The organism is Streptomyces sp. NBC_01750, from assembly GCF_035918095.1.
In the GTDB taxonomy this organism is placed as follows: Bacteria; Actinomycetota; Actinomycetes; order Streptomycetales; family Streptomycetaceae; genus Streptomyces.
In genome coordinates this window covers 6,101,331-6,120,488 of the sequence record NZ_CP109137.1, presented here as the reverse complement: position 1 = coordinate 6,120,488, position 19,158 = coordinate 6,101,331, and the positions used below count along the sequence as shown (strand labels likewise).

Sequence of the window (19,158 nt, the reverse complement as noted above, 5' to 3'; positions counted from 1 at the left end):
GACACGCCGCTTCGGCCCCTAGGATTCCCCCTATCACCTCACCGGTCTCATTCGACAGGAACCCCATGAGCGACACTTCCTCCCCCTTCGGCTTCGAGCTCGTGCGGCGTGGTTACGACCGCGGTCAGGTGGATGACCGCATTACCAAACTCGTCGCCGACCGTGACAGTGCTCTCGCCCGAATCACCTCTCTGGAAAAGCGCATCGAGGAGCTACACCTCGAGACGCAGAACGCCCAGGCCCAGGTCACCGACGCGGAGCCGTCGTACGCCGGTCTCGGTGCGCGCGTCGAGAAGATCCTCCGCCTCGCCGAGGAGGAGGCGAAGGACCTGCGCGAGGAGGCCCGTCGCGCGGCCGAGCAGCACCGTGAGCTCGCCGAGTCCGCCGCCCAGCAGGTGCGCAACGACGCCGAGTCGTTCGCCTCGGAGCGCAAGGCGAAGGCCGAGGACGAGGGCGTCCGTATCGTCGAGAAGGCGAAGAGCGACGCCTCTACACTGCGTACCGACGCGCAGAAGGACGCGCAGTCCAAGCGCGAGGAGGCGGACGCGCTCTTCGAGGAGACCCGCGCCAAGGCCGCCCAGGCCGCCGCGGACTTCGAGACGAACCTCGCCAAGCGCCGCGAGCAGTCCGAGCGCGACCTGGCCTCGCGTCAGGCGAAGGCGGAGAAGCGCCTGGCGGAGATCGAGCACCGCGCCGAGCAGCTGCGCCTCGAGGCCGAGAAGCTGCGTACGGACGCGGAGCGCAGGGCCCGTCAGACGGTGGAGACCGCGCAGCGCCAGGCCGAGGACATCGTGGCCGACGCGAACGCCAAGGCCGACCGGATCCGCAGCGAATCGGAGCGCGAGCTGGCGGCGCTCACCAACCGCCGCGACTCGATCAACGCGCAGCTGACCAACGTCCGCGAGATGCTGGCCACGCTGACCGGTGCGGCTGTGGCCGCCGCCGGCTCCCCCGCCGACGACGAGCCGGTCTCCCGCGGCGTCCCGGCGCAGCAGTCCCGCTGAGTACGGACCCCTTCATCGGGTACGTCGCCTAGGTCGAGGACCTGTCGAGCCCCCCGCCACTCCAGTGGCGGGGGGCTTTGCGCGCCTTTAGCGTGGCCGCATGATTGAGCTCGAGGGCCTCACCAAACGCTTCGGCAGCCTGACCGCGGTCGACCATCTGTCGTTTCAGGTGAGACCTGGTGTGGTGACGGGCTTCCTGGGCCCGAACGGCGCCGGCAAGTCGACGACGATGCGGATGATGCTCGATCTCGACAACCCGACCAGTGGCTCGGTGCGGATCGACGGCAGGCACTACCGCGACCTCGAGGAACCGCTGAAGTACATCGGCGCGCTGCTGGACGCCAAGGCGATGCACGGCGGGCGGAGCGCGTACAACAACCTTCTCTGTCTCGCCCAGTCGAACCGCATCCCCGCCTCGCGGGTCGCCGAGGTCCTGGACACCGTCGGACTGACCCAGGTGGCGAAGAAGAAGTCCAAGGGCTTCTCGCTCGGTATGGGCCAACGGCTGGGAATCGCCTCCGCGCTGCTCGGCGATCCGGAGATCCTGATGTTCGACGAACCTGTCAATGGTCTGGACCCCGAAGGAATTCACTGGATCCGCAATCTGATGAAGACCCTTGCATCGGAAGGACGGACGATCTTCGTCTCTTCGCATCTGATGAGCGAAATGGCCCTCACCGCCGACCACTTGATCGTGATCGGGCAGGGAAGACTTCTGGCCGACACATCAATGGCCGATTTCATCCATGAGAACTCCCGCAGTTACGTGCGGCTCCGTTCACCGCAGCAGGAGAGGCTGCGCGATGTGCTGCACGAGTCGGGGTTCATTCCGGTCGAGTCCGGCAACGGCATGCTGGAGGTCGACGGCGCGACCACCGAGCAGCTCGGTGAGCTGGCCGCCCGGCATCAGCTCGTTCTGCATGAACTGAGCGCCCAGCGCGCTTCGCTGGAGGAGGCCTTCATGCGGATGACGGCGGGCTCGGTCGAATACCACGCGCACTCGACGGACGAAGGAGCGCCGCCGCCGGTCCGGCAACCGGGTCTCCAGTGGGGCCGGAGCTACCAGAGCAGCAAGGGAGCCTGACCCATGGCCTCGGTACCCGCCGTCCTGCAGTCCGAGTGGACCAAGATCCGTACGGTCTCCTCGACCACCTGGACACTGGTGAGCGCCCTCGTCGTCACTGTCGCGATGGGCGCCGCGCTCAGCGCGCTGCTGAAGTCGACCTTCGACGATCTGCCGAGGCAGGAGCAGCTCACCTTCGACCCGACCTTCATCAGCTTCTCCGGAATGGTCCTGGGCCAGCTCGCGATGGTGGTCTTCGGGGTCCTGGTGGTCGGTACGGAGTACAGCTCCGGCATGATCCGTACCTCGCTCGCCGCCGTACCGCAGCGCGCCACCTTCATGTTCAGCAAGATCACGGTGGCCACGGTGCTGGCGCTGGTGGTCGGCATGGCGACCAGCTTTCTCTCCTTCTTCCTGGGCCAGGCACTGCTGGGCGATCTCCGTACGGACATCGGTGCCGACCATGTACTGCGCGCGGTCATCGGCGGCGGGCTCTACATGGGGTTGATCGCGCTCTTCTCGATGGGCGTGGCGACGATGCTGCGCAGCTCGATGCTCTCGCTCGGCATCCTGATGCCGTTCTTCTTCCTGGTCTCGCAGATCCTCGCGTCCGTGCCGAAGGCGAAGACGGTCGCTCGCTACTTCCCCGACCAGGCCGGCTCCAAGATCATGCAGGTGGTGCCGGATGCGATGGGCAGCGACAGGGCTCCGTACGGGCCGTGGGGCGGGCTGGGCATCATGGTCCTCTGGGTGGTCGCGGCGCTGCTGGGCGGCTATCTGGTACTCAAGAAGCGGGACGCGTAGGCGGCTGCGGGCGGGTCCACGCAGCTCACGGCCCGGCGGGACGCTCGCCCCGGCCGCGCCGGCCGATCAAAACCCGACACCATAGCGTTACGGCTTGGCCGGAACCGTCAAGGCACGGATATCCTCCTAACTCTTACGGGGGTGTACGGCCGGATGGCCTGGGCCCCGACGACCCGAAAGTCGATGGGGCTGGAGAATGATCGAGGCAGTCGGCCTGACAAAGCGCTACGGCGCCAAGACGGCCGTGTACAACCTTTCCTTCCAGGTACGGCCCGGCGCCGTCACCGGGTTCCTCGGCCCCAACGGCGCCGGCAAGTCGACGACGATGCGGATGATTCTCGGGCTCGACCAGCCGACCGAGGGCCAGGTGACCATCGGCGGCCGCACCTTCCGGCAGCTGCCGAACGCGCCCCGCCAGGTCGGTGCGCTCCTCGACGCCAAGGCGGTGCACGGCGGCCGGAGCGCGCGCAACCACCTGCTCTCGCTCGCGCAGCTCTCCGGCATCCCGGCGCGCCGGGTGGACGAAGTGCTCGGCGTCGTCGGTCTCCAGGAAGTCGCGAAGAAGCGCTCCAAGGGCTTCTCGCTCGGTATGGGCCAGCGGCTCGGCATCGCGGCTGCCCTGCTCGGCGACCCGCAGGTACTGCTCTTCGACGAGCCGGTCAACGGCCTGGACCCGGAGGGCATCCTCTGGGTCCGCAATCTGATGAAGCAGCTGGCCTCCGAGGGCCGTACCGTCTTCGTGTCCTCGCACCTGATGAGCGAAATGGCGCTCACCGCCGACCAGTTGATCGTGATCGGCCGGGGGCAGCTGCTCGCGGACATGAGCGTCAAGGACTTCATCTCGCACAACTCCGCGGACTTCGCCCGGGTGCGGACGCCGCAGACCGACCCGCAGCAGCGCGAGAAGCTGTCCGCTGCGCTGACCGAGGCCGGCGGGCAGGTCATGCCGGAGCCGGACGGCGCTCTGCGGGTCACCGGGCTGCCGCTGCCGCAGATCAGCGATCTGGCGCACAACGCGGACGTACGCCTGTGGGAGCTGTCGCCGCACCAGGCCTCGCTGGAAGAGGCGTACATGCGGATGACACAGGGCGCGGTCGACTACCGCTCGACCACGGACCAGAAGTCGGGTCTGATGCAGCAGCCGCCGATGGGCTACCTCCCGCCGCAGCAGCAGATTCCCGAGGTGCCGCAGCAGGGCTGGTACGCCCCGCCGCCGCCCCAGCCCGGCCAGAACCCGTACGCCGGCGCGAACCCGTACGCCGGCGCCCCCATGGCCCCCGCCGCGCCTGCCGGCGCTCCTGCCGCTCCGCCCGTCGTGCCCCCGGCCGCTGCCGCACCCGCCGACCTGACCAAGCCCGAGGACGCCCGATGACCACCCCGTACCAGCAGCAGGGCGCACCCGCCGCCGCGTACTCCTCGCCGATTCCGGAGCGCAGCGCCCATCTCGGCGACGCGCTCGCCTCCGAGTGGACCAAGATCCGGTCCGTACGTTCCACCATGTGGACACTCGGCGTCATGATCGTGCTGATGGTCGGCATCGGCGCGCTCTCCGCGGTGGCCGTCTCCGCCTCGGACGCCGATCTGGGAGATCAGTCGATCCTCTCGCTCGGCTTCTTCGGCGTACTGCTCGGCAGCATCTGTGTGATCACGCTGGGCGTGCTGACCATCGCGTCCGAGTACGGCACCGGCATGATCAGGACCACGCTCACCGCGTGCCCGAGCCGGGCCCGGGTGCTGACCGCCAAGGCGATCGTCTTCTTCCTGCTCGTCTTCACGCTCACCACGGTGATCACCGCGCTCGTCGGCGCGCTGCAGATCGCGATCGTGGGCCAGGGCTCGTCCACCGGCGAGGAGTGGTTCCGCGCCACGGTGGGCGTCGGCGTCTATGTCGCGACGCTCGGTCTGCTGTCTCTCGCCGTCGGCACCCTGATCCGCCACTCGGCGGGCGCGATCACCGTCATGATCGGCGTCGTGCTGCTGCCGCTGGTGCTGGCGATGTTCATGTTCTCGGAGTCGCTGCGGGATCTGCAGCAGGCCCTCTTCGAGTACTCCATCCCGAACCAGATCGGGGTGCTCTACGACACCGCGGTGACCGAGTCGGGCCCGGCCGGCTGGGACCCGCTGTGGATCGCGCTGGGCGTGACGGCGGTCGCGCTGGCCGGCGCCTACGCCTCGCTCACCTCACGGGACGTGTAACTGCCTCAGTACTTCGGCGCGTTACGGGACCGCTGCACCCGCGTGGTGCGGCGGTCCTTCGCGTTCCAGCACGCCTTGTGCCAGTGCCGCCGGTCGTCGACGCCGCCGTGTTCGGGCCAGGCGACCACGTGCGGCATCCCGGAGGGGATCTCCTGGTCGCAGCCGGGGCAGCGGTACCGCTTGCCCGCGGCACTTGCGCCGGCGACATGGCGCACCGACCACTCCTCGCCGTGCCAGGACTCGCTCCGTCCGAGGCCGCCGTACCTCTCGCCCGGCTCGCTGGTTTGCTCGGTCGGCTTCTCGCCGCCTCGGGGGCGGTTGCGGCGCGGGGACACGTGACACCTCAGGGGGCAAGTCCGGACAGTTCGTCTTCCAGCCTACGGTCCGCAGCGGGGGGTACATGCCCCGCACGGGGTGAGACCGTGGCACCCATAGGGGCCAGTTACCGGAAAATCGCAACAACTTCACGATTGGCCGTGCCTATGGCACGTGTCAGGCGTTGTTGCCAGTAGGGGGAGTGACGCGTCGGCCGCAAGGAGGCAAAAGGCGATGCGCGTGGGAACGTTTGTGCTGGCGGCCCAATTCCCGGGCCAGGGACAGGGGGAGGCGCTGCACCGCGCGGTGCGGTCCGCCGAGGTCGCGGAGGAGTCCGGTCTGGACTCCGTCTGGTTGGCCGAGCACCATTTCGTGTCGTACGGCGTGTGCCCGTCCGCCGTGACACTCGCCGCGCTGCTGCTCGGCCGCACCCGGCGGATCCGGGTCGGCACCGCGGTGAGCGTACTGCCGAGCGCCCATCCGGTGGCGCTGGGCGAGCAGGCGGCACTGCTGCACCTCACCTCCGGGGGGAGGTTCTCCCTCGGCGTGGGAAGAGGCGGTCCATGGGTCGATCTGGAGGTCTTCGGCTCGGGCCTGGACGCGTACGAGAAGGGCTTTCCCGAATCCCTGGACCTGCTGCTGCGCTGGCTGCGCGAACCCCGGGTCGCCGCCAGCGGCGAACGGTTCGGCTTCCGTGAAGTCCCGGTCGTGCCCAGGCCGGACGAGCTGATCGGCGGCCCGCCCCACGGCCCCGAGGTGATCGTCGCCTGTACGTCCCCGAACAGCGTGAGGCTCGCCGCCGAGCGCGGGCTGCCGATGCTGCTCGGGATGCACTGCGACGACGAGGAGAAGGCGGAGATGGTCGCCCTCTGGCGTACGCACGCGCTCTCCGCGGGCCGCTCACCCGAGGAGGTCGCGGGCGCCGGGCACGTATCGGCCGGAGTGGCCCAGATCGCGGACCGCCGGGCCGAGGCCACGGAGACTCTGGTGAAGGCGATGCCCGGCTGGCTCAAACAGGGGCTGGACGCCCATGTGACCGTCGACGGCCGGCCTCGCGCGATGCGGGACCCGGTGGGATACACGGAACTGCTGTGCGGGCTCCATCCGGTGGGCCCGCCGCGGCTCGCCGCCGACCGGATCGCGGCCACCGCCGAACGTACCGGCATCACGCGGTTCGCGCTGCTGGCCGAGGGCTCGGGCGATCTGGCGGCCACGGAGGAGAATGTGCGGCGTCTGGGCACAGAGGTCCTGTCTCTGCTGGTCTGAGTCCGCCGTACGGGAGGTGCTGCCGCTCCGACACCAGTAGCACCTCCCGCGATGCGGAGCGGCAGCAAAAGACTTCAGCAGTCGCGGAATTCGGGCGACTGATTGAGCAACTGAGCCCGAACGGAGGTGAAGCGGGCGAGCCGCTCGTCGACCGAGGAGTCCAGCGGGAACACCGCTACGCGGTGGCAGTTCTGGAATGCGAGGCGCACTCCGAAGTGCCGCTGCAGAGCACCGCGAATAGCGTCACTCGCGAGCGCGCGCAGCAGCTGACCGCGTGCCTGCTCGTCCGGCGGGGGCGTCTGGTTGTCGGCGAAGTCGCCGCCGTCCACCTTCAGCTGAGCCACCAGAGAACTGATCATCTCCCATGCGAAGGGCAGGGAGGTCCGGACGCAGTCGACGAAGGCAGCTTCGTCGACCTCGCCTCGCTCGGCCTGATCCAACAGCGCCGGTGAGACGTCGAGCGACATGGGTTCTCCTCTCGCGGCCCCGATGAACGGGGCCTTACGGGCAGGGAAGGAGGACGACGGACGACGGCGTCGTACGAACGACGTACGACGACGCAGAGTGCACGACCGGCAACCTCCTGCTTCCACGGTAAGTGCGCTGGCCGGAGGGCACCAGGAGATTGGGAACACAACCGGCCAAATAACGAAGGGGGCTTCCGGGGCGAATCGCGCGCAACTGCTTCCGTCGAGTAGCGTTGCCGACCATGCGTCTTGTCATCGCCCGCTGCTCCGTGGACTACGCGGGCCGCCTCACGGCCCACCTGCCCTCCGCCCCCCGTCTGATCCTGGTCAAGGCAGACGGCAGCGTCTCCATCCATGCGGATGACAGGGCGTACAAACCACTGAACTGGATGTCCCCTCCCTGCACTCTGAAGGAAGACGGCGAGGGAACGGACAGTGTGTGGACCGTCGTGAACAAAGCGGGCGAGAAACTGATCATTACGATGGAGGAAATCCTCCATGACTCGTCGCACGAGCTCGGCGTGGACCCCGGCCTCATCAAGGACGGCGTGGAAGCCCACTTGCAGGAACTGCTCGCCGACCGCATCGAGACACTGGGCCAGGGCTACAGCCTGATCCGGCGCGAATACCCCACGGCCATCGGCCCGGTGGACATCCTGTGCCGGGACTCGGACGGCGCGACGGTGGCGGTGGAGATCAAGCGACGCGGCGAGATCGACGGCGTGGAGCAGCTCACGCGCTACCTGGAGCTGCTGAACCGGGACCCCCATCTGGCGCCGGTGAAGGGCTTGTTCGCGGCGCAGGAGATCAAACCGCAGGCTCGGGTGCTCGCGACGGACCGCGGGATCGGGTGTGTGGTGCTCGACTACGACGCGCTGCGCGGGATCGAGGACGACAAGCTCAGGCTGTTCTGACCATCACGAGAAGTGTGTGTACGGCCCGGGCGGCAATGCGGTCCGGGGCCGTACCGCGTCCTGTGACGGTCAGATCACCGGCGAGGAGACGGCGCTGGAGCCGGAGGGACCGGACGCCCCGGGCGCGCTGCTGTTCGTGACCGGGGCGCTGGCCGAGTCCGGTGTCGACGGCGTGCTCGACGACGGGCTGGTGGACGGTGTGGACGGCGTGCTCGAAGGCGGGGAGGTGGTCGGAGTCGGGCTCGACGAGGAAGAGGACGGCTTCGGCGTCGGTTTCGTCGTGGGCCTGCCCGACGTCGACGGCCTGCCCTCCGGCGTCGCCGGACTCGACGCCGGCTTGCCGCCGGGCGTGGACTGCGCACCCGACGAAGAGGGCGCGCCCGGCGTCACCTTGTCCGGGTTCTTCGGTTCGCCGCCGCCCCCACCGCCCGGCCTGCTGGTCGAGCCGTCGGCCGGCACGTCCGCGTCCAGGCCGTTCTGCGAGTCTTCCTCGTTCGCGGACTGGCCGTTCCTGACCTTGTTGCCCGGGGCGTCGTTGTTGTCGGAGGTCGCGCCGAGCGTCACCACCGTGCCGAGCACCGCGGCGAGCAGCGCCCCCGCGCCCGCGGCGACGAGGTTGCGCCGGGCGCCGCCGAGGAGCGAACGGCCGCGGCCCGGCCACCCACCGCCCGCGGGCGTCTCGCGCCGCGACACAGTCGTCGCGGGCTCGTCCGAGGGCTTGCGCAGCCCCACAGAACCCAGTCCGGAAAGCCTTCCCAGCCCCGTGAGCGGCACGGCCGCCGGTACGCCTCCGGGCGGCGACGCCGACTCCTCGTGGCGCGCGGCAGGCACCTCCTCGCCCGCCGGGGTGCGGCCGCCCGGCACCGGGGCGCCCGAGCGGTCCGTCACGAGCGCCAGCGCCCTGCGACCCGCCACGGTGCCGCGCTTGTCGGCGAGCGCCCCGCGCATGCCGATCGAGGCCTCGAGCTCGGCGCGCGCCCGGTCCAGGTTGCCGTTGCAGAGCGCCAGAACGCCCAGTTCGTGGTGGAAGTACGCCTCTTCGGCCACTTCGCCCGCCAGCCGGGCCGCTTCGGAGCCGACCCGCAGGGTCTTCTCCCAGGCGCTCCAGTGCTGCCCGGCCGCGAAGGCGGGCGCCGCGCTGCGGGCCAGCAGTACGGCCGTGCTGGGGTGTCCGGACTCCTGGCCGGGCACGAGCGCGGTCAGCGCCGCGAGCACGGCGTCCGCCTCCGCCACGGCCCGCTCGGGCGTCACCGAGGGATGCCCGGCCCACCAGGCGTAGTGCTGGGCGGCGGTGTGTGCGTGTGCCGCCGCGTCGGTCGCGTAACCCTTCTCCGTCAGCTGCGCGATCACGCCGGCCGCCAGCCGGTAGCGCGTGCCGACCGGGGTGAGCAGGCCGCAGCTCATCAGTTCGCCGACAGCGGCGTCCGCGTGGGTGTCCCCCACGAGCGCCGGCAGATGCGCCTGGTGCGGGACCTCGCCACCGAGCGCGACGGCGAAGCGCAGCGTCTCGCGAGCCGACTTGCTCAGCCGGGAGGCGAGCAGCGCGGCGGGCGCGGCACCCTCCGCCAGACTCGGCAGCGGTATGTCGCCCCCCTCGACGCGGTCGGCGGGCATGTACGGGTCGAAGTCCTCGGGGTCGGTACGCAGGGCGTCGCACTGCCGCAGCAGAGCGCCGGCCTGTACGAAGCGCAGCGGCAAGCCCTCGGACTCGAACCAGAGGTCGCCCGCCCAGTTCGCCTCGTCCTCGGTGAGCGGCCGGTCCACGGTGCGCTGCAGCAGCTCCAGCGAGGCGCTGCGGCCGAGACCGCCGAGGAAGACCTCTTCGAGGTGTGAGTCCGCGGCGGGCGCGGCGACGTCGGGTGTGGCGGCGACCAGGAAGGCGCATTCGGGTGCGGAGTCCAGCAGCTCGCCGAGTGCGGCGCCACCGAACTCCAGGTCGTCGAGGAGGACGATCGCACCGATGTCACGGACGAGCGTGAGCAGCCCGGCCCGGTCGGGCCGGTGCTGAGGAGCCTTGTGGACGATGGCGTAGAGCTCGTACAGCAGCTCGGTGGGGGTGCGGCGGTGGCCGCTGAGGCGGACGACACCGTCGGGCGCTAGATCCGCGCACTCCTGTGCGACGGTGTCGAGCAGGGCGCTGCGTCCGGAGCCCGCGGGGCCGGTGAGCCGCACCGAGCGGCCTCGGCCCAGCAGCCGTACGAGCCGTCGGCGCTCCTCGTCGCGTTCCAGCAGCGGGAGCCGCGGCGCGGCAGGCCCTGCGGGTACGGGCGGCTGCGCCGCGCGCTGCAGCTCGGTGCGCTCGGCGGCGCTGTGCCGGGCCGGCGGCGCGGTCCGCTCTCCCCCATGGCCTTCGGCGTGGGCGGGGCCCCCACCGGGCGGGCAGGGCTCGATCTCGCTGCCGTCGACGGGATTGACGGTGAGCAGGAAGTCGCCCGAGACGAGCTGGACGGTACGGGCGAGAGTCGGCGCGGACTGTCCGAAGTCCGGCGTGGTGGCCTCGCGCGGCGTACGGGCCTGGCCCGCGCCCTCGCCGAAACTGTCGTTGTCCATGGTCCAAGCCCCCCAGATGCGCTTCGCTTAGCTTCGTCCCCGCCAGGATCGTGTGTTTTCTGGTGGCGGAGCCGCGTGCGGATGTGTCCCTCCCGGCTTTCTGCACGCCCCGCTGTAGCTTCGGTCCGGTGCCCGCCGCGTGGGTACGTCGAAACGGCGGGCGACCGAACCTTAGACCTTCGCTCAGTATCTATGAACCGGGGGGGTGCCGCCCCGCCCGTGACGTCACAGTCTCGTGAGGATTGCGAGCGTCGTACGGTTCACACCCGGGGAAGCGTTTCGGCCGCGATGCCGCCCTCGACGGCAAGGATGCGATGCAGCCGGGTCGCCACCAGCAGTCGCTGCATCTGCGGGGGAACTCCGCGCAGCACCAGTCGGCGGCCGCACCGGCCGGCCCGGCGGTGTGCGCCCATGATGACCCCGAGCCCGGTGGCGTCCCAGGAGTCGAGATCGGTCAGGTCGAGCACCAGGTCGCCGACTCCGCTGTCGACCGCCGCATGCAGGACCGTACGGGCGTCCGCCGCGCTGCGGACGTCGAGGCGGCCCCCGACGACCAGCTCGGCGTGGTCGCCCCTGATGTGCATATGCGCTCCCCGAGAGTGCTTCAGTGCCCTGTGTCTGTCTGTTCTGGTCTGCTTCTGTCTTGTTCCGTCTTGCACCAACTGACTGCCGTGCAGGCAGCGCGGTTGCTGCTTGTAAGCGAACCGATACCGAATTCACCCTGTGGGGTGATACCAAAACGGTCGATGAAGGTCAGTGCTTGTAGAAGCCCTGCCCGCTCTTGCGGCCGATGTCACCGGCATCCACCATCCGGCGCATCAGCTCCGGCGGCGCGAACTTCTCGTCCTGGGACTCGGTGTAGATGTTGCTCGTGGCGTGCAGCAGGATGTCCACGCCGGTCAGGTCGGCGGTGGCGAGCGGCCCCATGGCGTGGCCGAAGCCCAACTTGCAGGCGATGTCGATGTCCTCCGCGGAGGCCACGCCCGATTCGTACAGCTTGGCGGCCTCGACGATGAGCGCCGAGATCAGGCGGGTGGTGACGAAGCCGGCGACGTCGCGGTTGACGACGATGCATGTCTTGCCGACCGACTCGGCGAACTCCCGCGTGGTGGCGAGCGCTTCGTCGCTGGTCTTGTAGCCGCGCACCAGCTCGCACAGCTGCATCATCGGGACGGGCGAGAAGAAGTGCGCGCCGACGACCCGCTCCGGACGCTCCGTCACTGCCGCGATCTTCGTGATCGGGATGGCGGAGGTGTTCGAGGCGAGGACGGCGTCGTCCCGTACGAGCTTGTCGAGCGTACGGAAGATCTCGTGCTTGATCTCGAGCTTCTCGAAGACCGCCTCGACGACGATGTCCGCGTCGGCGACGGCGTCCAGGTCGGTGGTGGTGGTGATGCGCGCCAACGCCGCGTCGGCGTCGGCCGCTTCGAGCTTGCCCTTCGAGACGAACTTGTCGTACGAGGCCTTGATGCCGTCCGTACCGCGGGTCAGGGCCGCGTCGGTGACATCACGCAGCACGACCTCCCAGCCCGCCTGGGCCGAGACCTGCGCGATACCGGACCCCATGAGTCCGGCCCCGATGACGGCGAGCTTCCTGGCCACTGCGGCACTCCTTAACACCCGTTTACATGTGGACTCTCTGCGGGAGGTTAGCGCTCGTGAGGGGCCGTGTGGTGGTGAAGAGATGCGCGTCACGTCTCGTATTACGGACATCACACTGGTGCGACCCATCAGGCGTCGCATACGGCGCACTTGAGGATCTTCTCCCCCAGGACCTCCGCCATGTCGTCGGGGAGGACGAGGCCTCCGCGGGAGAACCCCCTCCGGGAAGCGGCACGGCCACCACCTCGCGGCCGTGCTGTCCGGCGCGATCATGGCGATCACCTTCGCGCCGGCGGCCGTGACGGTCGGCACACGTGTCTTCCGGCGGGCCGGTGCGTAACTAGGCTGGTCGCATGGTCAACCTCACGCGCATCTACACCCGCACCGGCGACCAGGGCACGACAGCCCTCGGCGATATGAGCCGGACGGTCAAGACCGATCTGCGGATCGCGGCGTACGCCGACGCCAATGAGGCCAATGCCGCCCTGGGCACGGCCGTCGCGCTCGGACAGCTGGACGCGGAGGTCGTACAGGTCCTCGTCCGGGTCCAGAACGACCTCTTCGACGTGGGCGCGGATCTGTGCACCCCCGTGGTCGCGGAGCCGGAGTATCCGCCGCTGCGGGTCGAGCAGTTCTACATCGACAAGCTGGAGGCTGACTGCGACCGCTTCAACGAGGAGCTGGAGAAGCTGCGCAGCTTCATCCTGCCGGGCGGTACGCCGGGGGCGGCGCTGCTGCACCAGGCCTGCACGGTCGTACGGCGCGCGGAGCGCTCGACCTGGGCGGCGCTGGAGGTGCACGGCGACATCATGAACCCGCTGACTGCCACCTATCTCAACCGGCTCTCCGACCTCCTGTTCATCCTCGCGAGGACGGCGAACAAGGAGGTCGGCGACGTGCTCTGGGTACCCGGCGGCGAACGCTAGGCCACTGTCCCGGCGGCTTCGCCCCGGACGCGCCCGCCCAGCGGGTACGGCAGGGGCGGGGCGCGGAACGAGCTCCGCGAGCGGGCTAGCGCTCGACGCCGACCCGTTCGCGCTCCGCCGCCGGTGCCTTCTTCGGGAAGAGGGTGTAGCTCCCGGCGATGATCACATTGATGCCGATGACGAAAAGCATCCTCTGCTGCCACATGCGCAGCGAACCGATGTCGCCGTCGCCGCCGACGTACCAGATCGCCACCTGCAGCAGGCCCATGGCGACCACTGCGGCGACGGTCCAGCGGGTGGCCGTCTTCCACTCGTGGATCATGCGGGCGGTGCCGTACTTCGGCGGTCCGACGGGCGGCGGACCGCCGGCGAAGCGGTGCGCGACCCGGGCGTCGACCCACTTGATCGTGTGGTGGCCCAGGCCCACGGTGAAGCCGATGTAGACCGCGGCGAGTCCGTGCTTCCAGTCCGGCGCGGCGCCGTTCTTGAGGTCGATCGCCGTCACGGCCAGCAGGACGACCTCCAGCAGCGGCTCGCAGAGCAGCACGGCCGCGCCGAGCCGCGGCATCCTCGCCGGATAGCGCAGGGCCAGTCCGGTGGCCAGCAGCACCCAGAAGCCGACCTCGCAGATCACAATCAGCGTGACGATCACGGCACTCTCCCTTCGTTCCGGCTTCACACTCCCGTCCCTACGGCGGTGAATCGTCGTCGGCAGTGACGAAGCGGCACTGCATCCTTCGATGTACTCGGCCTTCACCCGCGACGTGGAGGCTCGCGCGCCGCCTGCCGTGTTTGATGGGTCGGTGACCGCTCTCCCCCGCCCCCACCGCGACGATGTGCTCATCGCCGTGGCCGGTTTCCTCGGCGGCCTGCTGCTCTGGTCGCTGGGTCTGGACACCCGCCGCGGTCAGGGTTTCGACCCGCGCTGGCTCTCGCTGCTGCCGCTGGCGGTGATGTGCGGGGCGGAGCTGCTGCGCCGGACGATGCCGAACACCGCGCTGGCGATCGGCTGTGCGGCGATGCTGGCCGACCAGTTCACCGACGGGAACGTCGCCACGATCGCGCTGTTCACGGACCTGGTCTACGCGGCGGTCCTCTACGGCACTCCGGCCGCCGCTCGGCGCATCCCCGCCGTGTCCATGGTGGCCACCGCCGCCGTCACCGTCACCGCACTCGTCGTCTTCCAGGATGCGCAGGCCGTGCTGCTCGGTCTGCTCTTCGCGGTGGTCACGGTGGCCCCCGCCTGGACCGGCGTGAGCGTACGCACCCACCGCGACGCCGCCGAGGCGGCCCGGCTGCGTGCCGAGCAGACCGCACTGCTCGCCGAGATCGACCGCACCCAGGCCGTCACCGCCGAGCGCGCCCGGATGGCCCGGGAGCTGCACGACATGGTCGCCAACCACCTCTCGGCGATCGCCATCCACTCCACGGCCGCGCTCTCCCTCGACGATCCGAAGACCTCCCGCGAGGCACTCGGCGTCATCCGCGAGAACAGCGTCGACGGACTCGCCGAGATGCGGCGGCTGATCGGGCTGCTGCGGGAGAGCGGCGGCGAAACGTCGACGTCCGCCGTGCCCAGGCTGGCCGGCGTGGACGCGCTGCTGGAGCAGGCACGGACGAACGGCGCCTCCAGCGGCCTGGAGTTCACACTCACCGACAACCGCGGGGAGAACCTCCCACTGCCCGCACCGGTCGAGCTCGCCGCCTACCGCATCATCCAGGAGTCGCTGACCAATGCGCTGAAGCACGCCTCCCCCGGCGGGATCACGGTCGCTCTCGGCCGGGACGGGCAGATGCTGACGGTGGGCGTCACCAGCCCGTACGGGGACGCGGACGGGCCCGGACCGCGCGCCCCCGGCTCGGGAGCCGGTCTGGTCGGTATGCGCGAGCGTGTGGCGCTGCTGGCGGGGACCTTCGACTCCGGGCCGGTCACCGCCGCGGACGGAGCCAGGATGTGGCAGGTACGGGCGGAGCTGCCCCTCGACGAAGGGAACGGGACGGCATGACGATCCGGGTACTGGTCGCGGAGGACCAGGGCGCTGTGCGCGCCGGTCTGGTTCTCATCCTGCGCAGCGCGCCGGACATCGATGTGGTCGGCGAGGCGGCCGACGGCGAGGAGGCGGTACGGCTCGCCCGCGAACTGCGCCCGGATCTCGTCCTGATGGATGTCCAGATGCCGCGGCTTGACGGGGTGTCGGCGACCCGGCAGGTCGTCGCCGAACAGCTTGCCGACGTCCTCGTGCTGACCACGTTCGATCTGGACGAGTATGTCTTCGGGGCGTTGAGAGCGGGGGCCGCGGGCTTTCTGCTGAAGAACACCGAGGCCCACGACCTTCTCGAGGCGGTACGCACAGTGGCGCGCGGCGAGGGGCTCATCGCCCCGGCGGTCACCCGTCGGCTGATCGCGGAGTTCGCGGCGCCACGGTCCGCCAACGCGCGCGGCCCCGCCGTCCTCGACCCACTCACCAGACGCGAGCGCGAGGTGCTCTCCTGTATCGGTGAGGGGATGTCGAACACCGAGATTGCGGGGCGGCTCGACATGGCCGAGGCCACGGTGAAGACCCATGTGAGCCGACTGCTGGGCAAGCTGGCGCTGCGCAGCCGGGTTCAAGCCGCCGTACTGGCACGGGAGTTGGGTATCTGACCCACTTCTGACTCGCCGTCCGGTGCACGTCCGGCCCGCGTGGGACTCAGACCTCACGCGCAAACCGACCCGCGGCCGATCCCACCCTCTCGCCCACCCACCACAGCTTTGGTCTGGACCTATTGACGATTGGTCCAGACCTTCCTACTCTCACCGGACACGCTGCGGTGAGCCGTCGCAGGGTGCGCAGTTCACGGACCACCCCGATTGTCCGTCCGCAACTCGAGGAGCACCCCTTGAGCACCCAAGCCCCCCTCCACCGAGATAAGTTCAGATCCAGAGCCGTCGCGGGTCTGACTGCGCTGCTGCTCCCCCTCGCCGCCATGGTCGGCCTCGCCTCGCCCGCCCAGGCCGCCGCATCGGCCACCGCAAGCTACGTCAAGGTCTCCGACTGGGGATCCGGCTTCGAGGGCAAGTGGACGGTGAAGAACACCGGCACGACCTCCCTCGGCTCCTGGACCGTCGAGTGGGACTTCCCCTCCGGCACCTCCGTCACCTCCGCGTGGGACGCCGACGTCACCAGCTCCGGCACCCACTGGACCGCCAAGAACAAGAGCTGGAACGGCACTCTCGCGCCCGGCGCGTCCGTCTCCTTCGGCTTCAACGGCGCGGGCCCCGGCGCCCCCTCCGGCTGCAAGCTCAACGGCGCCTCCTGCGACGGCGGCAGCGTCCCCGGCGACAACCCGCCCTCCGCCCCCGGCACCCCGAGCGCGTCCGGCATCACCGACACCGCGGTGACGCTGAGCTGGACCGCCGCCACCGACGACAAGGGCATCAAGAACTACGACGTACTGCGTGACGGCGCCAAGGTGGCGACCGTGACCGGCACGACGTACACCAACACCGGGCTCACGGCCGGCACCGACTACTCCTACACCGTCCAGGCGCGTGACACCGCGGACCAGACAGGACCGGTCAGCGGCGCCCGCGCGGTCCGCACCACCGGCGGTGGCGGCGATCCGGGCCCCGGCCCGGGCTCCACGGTCAAGCTCGGCTACTTCACCGAGTGGGGCGTCTACGGGCGCAACTACCACGTGAAGAACCTGGTGACCTCCGGCTCCGCCGCCAAGATCACGCACATCAACTACGCCTTCGGGAACGTCACGGGCGGACGCTGCGCGATCGGTGACGCCTACGCCGACTATGACAAGGCCTACACCGCCGACCAGGCGGTCGACGGCGTCGCGGACACCTGGGACCAGCCGCTGCGCGGCAACTTCAACCAGTTGCGCAAGCTCAAGGCGAAGTACCCGAACATCAAGGTGCTCTGGTCGTTCGGCGGCTGGACCTGGTCCGGCGGCTTCGGCCAGGCCGCGGCCAACCCGGCGGCCTTCGCGCAGTCCTGCTACGACCTGGTCGAGGACCCGCGCTGGGCCGATGTCTTCGACGGTATCGACCTGGACTGGGAGTACCCGAACGCCTGCGGTCTGTCCTGCGACACCAGCGGCGCCGCCGCCTTCAAGAACGTGATGCAGGCGATGCGCGCCAAGTTCGGTACGAACAACCTGGTCACCGCCGCCGTCACCGCGGACGCCTCGTCCGGCGGCAAGATCGACGCGGCCGACTACGGCGGCGCGGCCCAGTACGTCAACTGGTACAACGTGATGACGTACGACTTCTTCGGCGCCTGGGCCGCACAGGGCCCGACCGCCCCGCACTCCCCGCTCACCTCGTACCCGGGCATCCCGCAGGCGGGCTTCAACTCCGCCGAGGCGATAGCCAAGTTCAAGGCGAAGGGCGTGCCGTCGGCCAAGCTGCTGCTGGGCATCGGCTTCTACGGACGCGGCTGGACCGGAGTGACCCAGAGCACGCCGGGCGGCACAGCGACGGGACCGGCCCCCGGCACCTACGAACAGGGCATCGAGGACTACAAGGTCCTCAAGAACAGCTGCCCGTCCACCGGAACGATCGCCGGCACGGCGTACGCGAAGTGCGGCAGCAACTGGTGGAGCTACGACACCCCGGCCACCGTCGGCTCGAAGATGAGCTGGGCGAAGGGCCAGGGCCTGGGAGGCGCGTTCTTCTGGGAGTTCAGCGGTGACACCACGAACGGAGAGCTGGTCGGCGCGATCAACAGCGGCCTGAACTAGCCGTCCGGACCAGCACTGCGTACAGCGAAGCCCGGGAGGCCTGCTCTCCCGGGCTTTGTCACACTCTCAAGCTACGTTCCCGCTTCCCCGGACTTCGTCCGGGGGCACCCCCACCCAACGAGACAGCCTATTTATGCCACATTGACTCTCCCCCAGACTCCGCCCGGGGGCACCCCCACCCAACGAGACAGCCTATTTATGCCACATTGACTCTCCCCCAGACTCCGCCCGGGGGCACCCCCACCCAACGAGACAGCCTATTTATGCCACATTGACTCTCCCCCAGACTCCGCCCGGGGGCACCCCCACCCAACGAGACAGCCTATCTATGCCACATTGACTCGTTGGCCGGGCGGAGCCGCCTCGAGCCAGGCAAGGAAGCCGGTGAGCGCGTCCTCACTCATCGCCAGCTCCAGGCGTGTCCCGCGGTGGCGACAGACGAGCACGACCGCGTCGGACAGCAGCGCCAGCTCCTCCTCACCCTCGGGCGTACGGCGTGCGACGACCTCGATGGCCGAGCGCTCCAGGAAGCGGCGCGGGCGTGGGGCGTACGAGAAAACCCGAAACCACATGATCCGGTCACCGCTGTAGCGGGCGACGCCGTACACCCATCCCTTGCCGGAGACATCGGTCTCCTCCGGGATGTTCCAGCGGAGGCTGCAGTCGAAGGTGCCGCCGGAGCGCTGGATCAGCCGCCGGCGCAGCCCGAAGACGAAAAGCCCGATCACCACCAGTGCGACGACCAGGCCGCCCACAAGAAGAGCGAGGAACATCTCCACCGACCTCCTCGCATCGTCCAGTAACGGGAATTCCGCTCGTACCTTCACCTGCATTGCCTCAGCCGCGGCACGCTCTGGAGAGTTCCAGGCCGGGCCGCGGCTGAGACGGAAACTGTCGGCGGGGCGCCTAGCGCACCGCCACCGCGCGCAGACGGACATCGGCGCGCCGCTCTGCGGCGGCGTCCTCGTCCGACTTGGCGCGCTCCAGCGCCCGCTCGGCGCGCTGTGCGTCGATCTCGTCCGCGAGCTCGACGATCTCCGCCAGCAGAGAGAGCTTGTTGTCCGCGAAGGAGATGAATCCTCCGTGGACAGCAGCGACGACGGTCCCGCCTTCGCTCGTACGAATGGTCACCGGGCCCGATTCCAGCACACCGAGCAGCGGCTGGTGACCGGGCATGACGCCGATATCGCCGGACGCGGTGCGCGCGACGACCAGGGTGGCCTCGCCGGACCAGACCTGTCGGTCCGCGGCGACCAGCTCGACATGCAGCTCAGCAGCCAAGGGTGGCTCCTCGGGTCACCACCCGGCGGTTCTGCC

General features: G+C 69.7%; 19 protein-coding genes. 11 read left to right on the top strand and 8 right to left on the bottom strand.

Features of this window, described 5'->3' with window-relative positions:
* The first annotated feature begins 65 nt into the window (after positions 1-65).
* The 5 genes from OG966_RS27985 to OG966_RS27965 all read left to right on the top strand — a co-directional run bounded on the left by OG966_RS27985 (position 66) and on the right by OG966_RS27965 (position 5,067).
* Entirely contained in the window at positions 66-1,004 is a 939-nt protein-coding gene (locus OG966_RS27985; protein ID WP_326652660.1) for a cellulose-binding protein, read from the top strand.
* A gap of 100 nt (positions 1,005-1,104) precedes the next feature.
* Positions 1,105-2,088, top strand: a complete 984-nt coding sequence (locus OG966_RS27980) for an ABC transporter ATP-binding protein (protein ID WP_326652659.1) — start codon at positions 1,105-1,107, stop codon at positions 2,086-2,088.
* A gap of 3 nt (positions 2,089-2,091) precedes the next feature.
* Complete coding sequence (locus OG966_RS27975) at positions 2,092-2,871, top strand: ABC transporter permease (RefSeq protein ID WP_326652656.1); 780 nt, start codon at positions 2,092-2,094, stop codon at positions 2,869-2,871.
* Between the two features lie 196 nt (positions 2,872-3,067).
* Complete coding sequence (locus OG966_RS27970) at positions 3,068-4,243, top strand: ABC transporter ATP-binding protein (protein WP_326652655.1); 1,176 nt, start codon at positions 3,068-3,070, stop codon at positions 4,241-4,243.
* On the top strand, positions 4,240-5,067 hold the full coding sequence (locus OG966_RS27965) for an ABC transporter permease subunit (protein WP_326652653.1): 828 nt from the start codon (positions 4,240-4,242) through the stop codon (positions 5,065-5,067). Before OG966_RS27970 ends, OG966_RS27965 begins: the two co-directional genes overlap by 4 nt.
* A gap of 5 nt (positions 5,068-5,072) precedes the next feature.
* Here OG966_RS27965 and OG966_RS27960 read toward each other — a convergent pair whose 3' ends face one another.
* Positions 5,073-5,402, bottom strand: coding sequence for an ATP/GTP-binding protein (locus OG966_RS27960; RefSeq protein ID WP_326652652.1), 330 nt, complete (start codon positions 5,400-5,402; stop codon positions 5,073-5,075).
* 214 nt (positions 5,403-5,616) lie between these two features.
* On the opposite strand from OG966_RS27960, the gene OG966_RS27955 reads away from it, so the two are divergent.
* On the top strand, positions 5,617-6,648 hold the full coding sequence (locus OG966_RS27955; RefSeq protein WP_326652651.1) for an LLM class flavin-dependent oxidoreductase: 1,032 nt from the start codon (positions 5,617-5,619) through the stop codon (positions 6,646-6,648).
* A gap of 74 nt (positions 6,649-6,722) precedes the next feature.
* Here the strand turns inward: OG966_RS27955 and OG966_RS27950 are convergent, their stop codons facing one another.
* A complete protein-coding gene (locus OG966_RS27950; protein WP_326652650.1) occupies positions 6,723-7,115 on the bottom strand; it encodes an SCO5389 family protein in 393 nt (130 codons plus the stop codon).
* 242 nt (positions 7,116-7,357) lie between these two features.
* Between OG966_RS27950 and nucS the strand changes: the two genes are divergently transcribed.
* Positions 7,358-8,029 (top strand): endonuclease NucS, encoded by a 672-nt coding sequence (nucS, locus tag OG966_RS27945; RefSeq protein WP_326652649.1) that lies wholly within the window; start codon positions 7,358-7,360, stop codon positions 8,027-8,029.
* A gap of 69 nt (positions 8,030-8,098) precedes the next feature.
* Here the strand turns inward: nucS and OG966_RS27940 are convergent, their stop codons facing one another.
* The 3 genes from OG966_RS27940 to OG966_RS27930 form a co-directional block, all read right to left on the bottom strand.
* Positions 8,099-10,579, bottom strand: a complete 2,481-nt coding sequence (locus OG966_RS27940; RefSeq protein ID WP_326652648.1) for an ATP-binding protein — start codon at positions 10,577-10,579, stop codon at positions 8,099-8,101.
* 260 nt (positions 10,580-10,839) lie between these two features.
* Positions 10,840-11,163 carry an STAS domain-containing protein gene (locus OG966_RS27935; RefSeq protein ID WP_326652645.1) on the bottom strand — a complete coding sequence of 108 codons (324 nt, stop codon included), beginning with the start codon at positions 11,161-11,163 and terminating at the stop codon, positions 10,840-10,842.
* A gap of 169 nt (positions 11,164-11,332) precedes the next feature.
* Entirely contained in the window at positions 11,333-12,181 is an 849-nt protein-coding gene (locus OG966_RS27930; protein WP_326652644.1) for a 3-hydroxyacyl-CoA dehydrogenase family protein, read from the bottom strand.
* A 353-nt stretch (positions 12,182-12,534) separates the two neighbouring features.
* Here OG966_RS27930 and OG966_RS27925 point away from each other — a divergent pair, with 353 nt between their 5' ends.
* Complete coding sequence (locus OG966_RS27925) at positions 12,535-13,107, top strand: cob(I)yrinic acid a,c-diamide adenosyltransferase (protein ID WP_326652643.1); 573 nt, start codon at positions 12,535-12,537, stop codon at positions 13,105-13,107.
* Between the two features lie 85 nt (positions 13,108-13,192).
* On the opposite strand, the gene OG966_RS27920 is transcribed toward OG966_RS27925, so the two are convergent.
* Positions 13,193-13,759 carry a hypothetical protein gene (locus OG966_RS27920; RefSeq protein WP_326652642.1) on the bottom strand — a complete coding sequence of 189 codons (567 nt, stop codon included), beginning with the start codon at positions 13,757-13,759 and terminating at the stop codon, positions 13,193-13,195.
* 151 nt (positions 13,760-13,910) lie between these two features.
* On the opposite strand from OG966_RS27920, the gene OG966_RS27915 reads away from it, so the two are divergent.
* From OG966_RS27915 to OG966_RS27905, 3 genes are all read left to right on the top strand, one after another.
* Complete coding sequence (locus OG966_RS27915; protein ID WP_326652641.1) at positions 13,911-15,113, top strand: sensor histidine kinase; 1,203 nt, start codon at positions 13,911-13,913, stop codon at positions 15,111-15,113.
* The gene (locus OG966_RS27910; RefSeq protein ID WP_326652640.1) at positions 15,110-15,751 is read left to right on the top strand and encodes a response regulator transcription factor; all 642 of its coding nucleotides are present in this window, start codon (positions 15,110-15,112) and stop codon (positions 15,749-15,751) included. The genes OG966_RS27915 and OG966_RS27910 overlap by 4 nt, the downstream gene beginning before the upstream one ends.
* A gap of 323 nt (positions 15,752-16,074) precedes the next feature.
* Complete coding sequence (locus tag OG966_RS27905; RefSeq protein ID WP_326655403.1) at positions 16,075-17,841, top strand: glycoside hydrolase family 18 chitinase; 1,767 nt, start codon at positions 16,075-16,077, stop codon at positions 17,839-17,841.
* A gap of 326 nt (positions 17,842-18,167) precedes the next feature.
* Here OG966_RS27905 and OG966_RS27900 read toward each other — a convergent pair whose 3' ends face one another.
* Positions 18,168-18,614: a DUF2550 domain-containing protein gene (locus tag OG966_RS27900; protein ID WP_326652639.1), complete on the bottom strand. Its 447-nt coding sequence runs from the start codon at positions 18,612-18,614 to the stop codon at positions 18,168-18,170.
* Positions 18,615-18,747: 133 nt separating this feature from the next.
* Positions 18,748-19,122, bottom strand: a complete 375-nt coding sequence (locus tag OG966_RS27895) for a F0F1 ATP synthase subunit epsilon (RefSeq protein ID WP_326652638.1) — start codon at positions 19,120-19,122, stop codon at positions 18,748-18,750.
* Between the last annotated feature and the right edge of the window lie 36 nt (positions 19,123-19,158).

What these genes read in the sequence shown, in the direction of transcription:
- OG966_RS27985 (WP_326652660.1), top strand. Translation starts at nt 66, where the DNA reads ATGAGCGACACTTCCTCCCCCTTCGGCTTCGAGCTCGTGCGGCGTGGT.
- OG966_RS27980 (WP_326652659.1), top strand. Translation starts at nt 1,105, where the DNA reads ATGATTGAGCTCGAGGGCCTCACCAAACGCTTCGGCAGCCTGACCGCG.
- OG966_RS27975 (WP_326652656.1), top strand. Translation starts at nt 2,092, where the DNA reads ATGGCCTCGGTACCCGCCGTCCTGCAGTCCGAGTGGACCAAGATCCGT.
- OG966_RS27970 (WP_326652655.1), top strand. Translation starts at nt 3,068, where the DNA reads ATGATCGAGGCAGTCGGCCTGACAAAGCGCTACGGCGCCAAGACGGCC.
- OG966_RS27965 (WP_326652653.1), top strand. Translation starts at nt 4,240, where the DNA reads ATGACCACCCCGTACCAGCAGCAGGGCGCACCCGCCGCCGCGTACTCC.
- OG966_RS27955 (WP_326652651.1), top strand. Translation starts at nt 5,617, where the DNA reads ATGCGCGTGGGAACGTTTGTGCTGGCGGCCCAATTCCCGGGCCAGGGA.
- OG966_RS27950 (WP_326652650.1), bottom strand. Translation starts at nt 7,115, where the DNA reads ATGTCGCTCGACGTCTCACCGGCGCTGTTGGATCAGGCCGAGCGAGGC.
- nucS (WP_326652649.1), top strand. Translation starts at nt 7,358, where the DNA reads ATGCGTCTTGTCATCGCCCGCTGCTCCGTGGACTACGCGGGCCGCCTC.
- OG966_RS27940 (WP_326652648.1), bottom strand. Translation starts at nt 10,579, where the DNA reads ATGGACAACGACAGTTTCGGCGAGGGCGCGGGCCAGGCCCGTACGCCG.
- OG966_RS27935 (WP_326652645.1), bottom strand. Translation starts at nt 11,163, where the DNA reads ATGCACATCAGGGGCGACCACGCCGAGCTGGTCGTCGGGGGCCGCCTC.
- OG966_RS27925 (WP_326652643.1), top strand. Translation starts at nt 12,535, where the DNA reads ATGGTCAACCTCACGCGCATCTACACCCGCACCGGCGACCAGGGCACG.
- OG966_RS27910 (WP_326652640.1), top strand. Translation starts at nt 15,110, where the DNA reads ATGACGATCCGGGTACTGGTCGCGGAGGACCAGGGCGCTGTGCGCGCC.
- OG966_RS27905 (WP_326655403.1), top strand. Translation starts at nt 16,075, where the DNA reads ATGGTCGGCCTCGCCTCGCCCGCCCAGGCCGCCGCATCGGCCACCGCA.
- OG966_RS27900 (WP_326652639.1), bottom strand. Translation starts at nt 18,614, where the DNA reads ATGTTCCTCGCTCTTCTTGTGGGCGGCCTGGTCGTCGCACTGGTGGTG.